We start from the raw sequence: 6,783 nt of genomic DNA on the forward strand, positions 1-6,783 counted from the left end.
ACGCCAATAAAAAGCCTAATCATAAAAACTTAGAACATTTTAAAGAAAAGTTAGACACTTCTTAGAAGTATCTCATTAATTCGAGCTGTTGGCAATCGAAAAAGAAGCAAACATCTCTATATGCTTGCTTCTTTTTCATGACATTACCCTTGACGACTAAAATTGTTCACTTCAGCCGCAACACTGTCAATAAACATCGCCGCTGACATTGAGTTCGTTTCTTTGCTGCCATATCGTCGAATGTTGACTTCACCTGCTTCGACTTCTTTGTCCCCGACCACAACTTGATAAGGAATTTTTTGCGTCTGAGAACTGCGAATCTTATACCCCATCTTCTCATTGCGCTCGTCAACTTCAAAACGGAGTCCTAGTTTTGTCAATTGTTCTTTGATTTCATAAGCATAATCCATATGATGATCGTTGCTGACAGGAATGATCGTTCCTTGAACTGGCGCTAACCAAGTTGGAAAAGCTCCTTTGTGGACTTCTGTTAAATGAGCCACAAATCGTTCCATAGTAGAGACGATTCCTCTGTGAATCACGACAGGACGATGGCTGTTCTCACCATCTTCTCCCACATAAGTTAAATCAAAACGTTCTGGTAACAGGAAGTCTAATTGAATGGTGGAAAGTGTTTCTTCAATGCCCATAGCAGTTTTTACTTGAACATCAAGTTTTGGACCATAGAAGGCCGCTTCACCTTCTGCTTCAAAATACTCTAAGCCCATTTCATCAACGGCTTCTTTCAGCATGATTTGCGCCTTTTCCCACATAGCATCATCATCAAAATACTTTTCGGTATTTTCAGGATCACGGTAACTTAAACGGAATTTGTAATCTGTGATATTAAAGTCTTGATAGACCGCAATCATCAACTCAAGTGTCCGTTGAAACTCATCTTTGATTTGATCTGGACGAACAAAGGTATGGCCGTCATTGAGTGTCATTTCACGAACCCGTTGCAATCCTGACAAAGCACCACTCTTTTCATAACGGTGCATCATGCCCAGCTCAGCAATTCGAATCGGTAATTCGCGATAGCTGTGAATATCATTCTTATAAACCATCATATGGTGAGGACAGTTCATGGGGCGTAGCACGAGCATCTCACCGTCGCCCATATCCATTGGGGGAAACATGTCTTCATGGTAATGATCCCAGTGACCTGAAGTTTTGTAGAACTCCACATTGGCCATGATCGGTGTGTATACGTGTTGATAACCTAAACTAAGCTCTTTGTCTACAATATAGCGCTCGATTGTTCGGCGAATTGTGGCGCCGTTTGGCAACCAAAATGGCAAGCCAGAACCGACATCTGAGTTCGTCATAAAAATGCCTAATTCTTTTCCTAATTTGCGGTGATCTCGCTCTTTCATTTCCTCACGGAATTTTAAGTATTCTTGCAACGCTTTTTTATCAAAGAAAGCTGTTCCGTATACCCGTTGCATCATTTGATTATCAGAGTTACCGCGCCAGTAAGCACCGGCTACTGAAAGTAATTTAAAGACTTGAATCCGGCCAGTTGAGGGCACGTGAACGCCACGACAAAGGTCAACAAAATCCCCTTGATCATAAACGGTAATTTCTTCATCAGCTGGTAAATCGGTGATTAATTCGACTTTATAAGGATCTGCTTTAAATAATTCCAGGGCTTCTTCTTTTGAGACAACCTTGCGAACAATTGGGTTGTTTTCTTTAACGATCTTCATCATTTCAGCTTCAATTTTCGGTAAATCTTCTTCTGAAATTGGTTGTTCACCATTATCTGTGTCGTAATAAAAACCAGTGTCGATAGCTGGCCCAACACCAAAGTGGATATTAGGAAAAAGACGACGAACAGCATTAGCCATTAAATGAGCCGATGAGTGACGTAGGATTTGCAGAGCATCTTCGTGATCTGGAGTCACGATTTCAATGGCACCATCAACTTCTAAAGGGCGAACTAAATCAACCAGTTCTCCATTGTATTTACCGGCCAGGGCCTTTTTTGCTAAACTTTTACTAATACTTCCCGCGATATCAAAGGTTGTTGCCCCTTTAGGAAACTCCTTTTTAGCGCCATCTGGAAATGTAACATGAATCATTGACATATAATTTCCTCCTCTTTTGATAATTAACTATTAGTGAGTGGGGAATACAAAAAACGCCCTAACGCTCTGCTAAATACAAAGCGTTAGGACGATAAATTCGTGGTTCCACCTAACTTCAGAATACAATCTTGCGATTGATTCTCTCACTACGGGATAACGGTCCGACCGACTTAGTTTCAAACTAAATTCTCGAAAGTGGTCAATTATAAAGCTTGTTTAGGAAACTTTCAGCCAGGTTTTCCCTCTCTTATTAACAGTTCTTTGTAATTGGTGTCTTTCTCATTGATAGTTATTATGTTGAATCTATTTAAACACGAATTGTTTGTAATTGCAAGGTTAACCTAACAATATTTTGTTTTTTTACTTCACAACTGCTTAGGTAACCAGTGTCAAGCAGCGACTTGCCCTTACTTAGTGACTTCTCCGCCGTGTCCGTAATCTTCCTTGTTCATGTCACTGATGACGATGGACACCGCTTCTTTTTTAGCACCTGTTGTTCGCACCACTGCTTCAGTGACTTCTTTTATTAAATTTTCTTTTTGTTCTGGTGTTCGTCCGGCTAACATTTGAATGTTGATGATTGGCATATTTTTTCGCCTCTTTCTTTTAGTGTTATCATAAGTTTACCATAATCGCCGCCTTTAGGGAGTCGTTTTAATTGGTTCTGAACTCGATAGTTTAGGTTGGAGTTGCCCAACGATAAAAGAAATAACAGAAAAAATTACTAACAACAGTGTGGCTGCACTTAAATTTAGAGAGGTGGCCGTTGTGGTAAAAATGATCGTACCAAGAGGAGGAACGATTAACAATAGGCTATTGATTCCCCCGTTGATTGTTCCTAGTTTAGTTACATCAAAACTGTTTAAAATTAAAACATTTAGCTTCGGGGAAGCGGCGCCTATTAACAAACCTACTAACAGTAGCGAAGCGAGGATCAGCCAAATTAAGTGACTGTACATCCCGATGGCTGTCAACCCGATGCCGACAAACATTCCTTGACAGATAACAAACAAAGACACATTTCGTAACACCACTGGCCCAAAAAGACTGCCTAATATGACTCCTACACTAATCATAGCTTGTGATAAAGCTAAGGTAAAAGGAAAGTTATTAATGACTAGCTGAGGCTGTTGTGAGAAAAGCATGCTAATGAGTGGGATCAAAACCACTAAGCCGCCATTGGCGATGGCAAACATAATAATGGCTCGAAAAACCGGTTGACATTTTTTTATTTCTTTTAATGAATGGCTGATTTGGCGAACCATTCGGATCAGCGAGACTTTTTCGCCTGTCGGTTGAGGGAGTTTTTCTTGCTCAATCTTATCAAGGGAGGCCTTCATTGACAACATGATAATAGCTGTGATGAAAAAAGCCCCGCTGTTAATCCACGCCAATACCTGATAAGAAAAAATTCCCATTAAATAGGCGCCAACAAACTGAGCCAATAAGCTGACCAAATTGGTAATCGCACCGTTTAGCCCCTGAGCTTCTTCGATATCCTCTTGGTTTACCAAAAATAAAACAAAGGGTGTCATTAGTCCACTGGAATACTTGCCAATAATATCAGAAATAAAGTTGAGCAAACAAATCCCTGCAAGCAACATTAATGAAGAGTCAAAACCAATCATTATGCCGACTATCAAGTACAACACACCGCGAATAACGCCATTGATCAGGTTTCTTTTAGCCTTATTTTGACTCATATCTGCCAGACTTCCAGTAACAATAAAGAAGATGCCTGGAATAGATTCCGATAATGTTACCATGGAAATGGCTAGCCCGGAATTTGTAAATTGACTGGCAAAGGTTAGCAGTGCGATGTAATACATTGAGTCACCGATACTTGAAATAAAATTACTGGCAAGAAATTTTCGATACAGTGGATATTTTTTGATGATGTTCATCTAAACGCCTCCTAGATTTTTGCTATTGCTCAAGACTCCAACAAGTAAGATACATTACCTTTTGAAAGGTTGGCCACCCTTAATTTGTTAACTTAAGTATAATAGCTAACCCGCTCATCGTAGAAAAAGGTCTAGTATTGTGGACCAAGTAATCCAAAATAATGTATAATAAAAAAATGAACTGGAAGGAAAGGGATAAATGAAAACTTACGGTACAACCATTCGAAAAATCCGCCTACATAAGGGCTATTCTCAAAAAGAAATTTATACTGGGGTTATTTCAAAAGCCTATGCGATCGAATTTGAGAAAGGCCATCATGATATGACTGTCAGTCTCTTTATGGAAGTGTTGCACCGATTAAACCTTGACTTTAGCGAATTAGATTATATTCATAATGGTTATTTAAATGTCCCTCTTTCCGAAAACTATCATCTATTTGAATTAGCTGCTAATGCAGGTGATATTCAGCACTTAAAAAGGCAGTTGACCACTCTAGAAGATGCTCGCTCAATTGGCGACCACTTATTAAAAGCTCAAGTAAACCTGACGATCATTCGGCTGGAAAATGAAGGGAAAATTACTCCTAATTTATTTCCCCAAGAAGATGTCATGCTTATTACCCGTTATTTACTTAATTTGGATTCGTGGACCCTCGATGAGCTATCTCTATTTGGCAACTGTTGCCTATACTTTCCCTTCGAAACGCGTCAACTATTGATGGAATCCGCTACTGCTTCACTAAGCAAGTATGAAGGGTATCATTTATACGATGATTTAATGTCAGGGCTGCTGATAAACTTTATCAGTGGTGCCTTAAAGGAGCACCAGTTAAAGGCGACAACTGTCTATTTATCGCTTTTAGAAAAAATAAGTCGCAATCCATTAAAAGCTTTCCAGCGGGAGATTTACTTATTTTTTAAAGGAATTTTATCAATCTTATCAGGCGATCAAAAAACAGGTGAAGCTGAGTGTCGCTCAATTATTCGACACTACAAACGATTGGGATATGAGTTACAATACGCTAATATGACAGATTATTTGGCTGACATATTGGAGGAAATGAGGTCCGACTGAAGATGAAGACGTACGGGGAAACAATTCGAGCACTCCGCTTAAGCAAAGGCTTTTCTCAAAAGGAGATTTATACAGGGATCGTGTCAAAATCTTATGCCATCGAATTTGAAAAAGGGAAACACGACATGAGTATCAGCCACTTTATGGCAGTCTTAGATCGACTTTACCTTAATTTTCAAGAATTTTCGTTTATCCACAATGATTATCAGGAGCCGGTCTTGTCAAAGCACATGGCTCGTTATGCTGATGCTGCAAATCAAGGGAACGTTAAGGAACTAAAACGGATTGAATCGGAATTACAGCAGTCGAAATCGGAAAATGAGCAGTTAATTGCCACGTTAGCTCGCTTGACTTTAATTACTCTAAAACATCCAGAAACGCCACTTATCACTGATTATCCACCTAAAGATGTCAGCCTGCTACAGGATTATTTAATGAGAGTTGATAGCTGGACCTTTCATGAGATTACTCTATTTATTAACAGTAGTGGCTTCTTTGATTACGATGTGCGGTGTCAACTGATGCAAGTAGTGACCAAAAGAATCCGTAAGTATCATGGCTTTTCCTTTTACGATAAGGTCTTTTCATCACTAATTGTTAATTTTTTAGGAGACGCCTTTATCATAGGAGACAAGCAACAAGTCTCTTTATATTTAGAGCTCCTAGGTGATCTAACCCAAGACATCACCCTTTCTTTTCAGCGCGATTTTTATCTTTTTTATACCGGTCTGGAGAATATTTTATGGGGTGATGCTTTAACAGGTGAAGATTGTTGCCAAGAGATTATCGCTCATTTAAACCGACAGGGACACAAGCATTTTGCTTCCAACCTGCAACAGACATTGACGCTTATTATGAACAAATAAGAACATCGTGCGCTAGGTGTACTCTTATACCACTAAACTTAGTGGGACTTTTTTGACAATTTATCAGCCATGACGTTGGCTTTTTTTAATCTGTTTACTTGAAATGTTATGTATAATATAAACTAACCTGTTAGTCTTAATTCACTTTTTGAAAGGTGGTAATTAGCTTGAGCTTAAGAGAACAAATCGAATCTGGTCTATTTAAAGAAGCAAAAAAAGGCGCCCTTGATTTACCTCCAGATGAACTTGAAACCCTTTTAATTGAATGTTCTTACGATTCAAGCAATATGTGTTTCTACTTATTTATCCAATATCTTATCTTTGAAAAAAATACAGCTGACTTACAAAGTATCGCTGCTACACTACTAATCATTTCATATCCACATATCAACGGTGCCTACTCTTTGGCATACAAACATATGAAACTAGCCAATGATTTAGCTCCTCAAGATCCATCATATAAAGAAGGACTTGGGTTCTTCAGCGACATTCCTGATGATGTCATTGATTAAGTTTTATTGTAAACAATAGCAACCATGAAAACCATATTTTTAAGCCTAGATAGTTCCTATTAAATAATCACGATCAGTCGTTAACCTTTCAGTTAAAGAGAAACTGAAAGCACCACTCTTCGCTCATGCTTATGCTACAAAAGATGTTGAATAGGATGCAAGCAGCCTTCTCAGTACATTCCTAAATGGATAATGACGGGAATAACTAATAAAAAAGAGGCTGACCCATAAGTCCTCAACATAAGCCAAAAGGCCAAAAATCTTTTTTAAGATTTTTGGCCTTTTTTGACGAAATAAATAGCACTTCCTTGTATAATTAAAGTACCTAATCAATAA

Annotated in this window: 5 protein-coding genes and 1 pseudogene; 3 read left to right on the top strand and 3 right to left on the bottom strand. The window is 38.7% G+C overall.

From position 1 onward, the window contains the following. Nucleotides 1-143: 143 nt before the first annotated feature. From thrS to I6N95_RS22135, 3 genes and pseudogenes are all read right to left on the bottom strand, one after another. Nucleotides 144-2,084: a threonine--tRNA ligase gene (thrS, locus tag I6N95_RS22125; RefSeq protein ID WP_209531551.1), complete on the bottom strand. Its 1,941-nt coding sequence runs from the start codon at nucleotides 2,082-2,084 to the stop codon at nucleotides 144-146. 413 nt (nucleotides 2,085-2,497) lie between these two features. After that, nucleotides 2,498-2,686, bottom strand: a pseudogene (gene thmT, locus I6N95_RS22130) (2-hydroxymuconate tautomerase); the annotation flags it as partial. A gap of 45 nt (nucleotides 2,687-2,731) precedes the next feature. Then, nucleotides 2,732-3,994, bottom strand: a complete 1,263-nt coding sequence (locus tag I6N95_RS22135; RefSeq protein WP_209531544.1) for an MFS transporter — start codon at nucleotides 3,992-3,994, stop codon at nucleotides 2,732-2,734. Between the two features lie 199 nt (nucleotides 3,995-4,193). Here I6N95_RS22135 and I6N95_RS22140 point away from each other — a divergent pair, with 199 nt between their 5' ends. From I6N95_RS22140 to I6N95_RS22150, 3 genes are all read left to right on the top strand, one after another. Then, nucleotides 4,194-5,069 (top strand): Rgg/GadR/MutR family transcriptional regulator, encoded by an 876-nt coding sequence (locus tag I6N95_RS22140; RefSeq protein WP_209531545.1) that lies wholly within the window; start codon nucleotides 4,194-4,196, stop codon nucleotides 5,067-5,069. A gap of 2 nt (nucleotides 5,070-5,071) precedes the next feature. After that, entirely contained in the window at nucleotides 5,072-5,935 is an 864-nt protein-coding gene (locus tag I6N95_RS22145; protein ID WP_209531546.1) for an Rgg/GadR/MutR family transcriptional regulator, read from the top strand. Between the two features lie 167 nt (nucleotides 5,936-6,102). Next, a complete protein-coding gene (locus I6N95_RS22150) occupies nucleotides 6,103-6,447 on the top strand; it encodes a hypothetical protein (RefSeq protein WP_209531547.1) in 345 nt (114 codons plus the stop codon). Nucleotides 6,448-6,783 lie beyond the last annotated feature (336 nt).

The sequence above is a fragment of the Vagococcus allomyrinae genome (genome assembly GCF_017829975.1).
GTDB classification, from domain to species: Bacteria; Bacillota; Bacilli; order Lactobacillales; family Vagococcaceae; genus Vagococcus_D; species Vagococcus_D allomyrinae.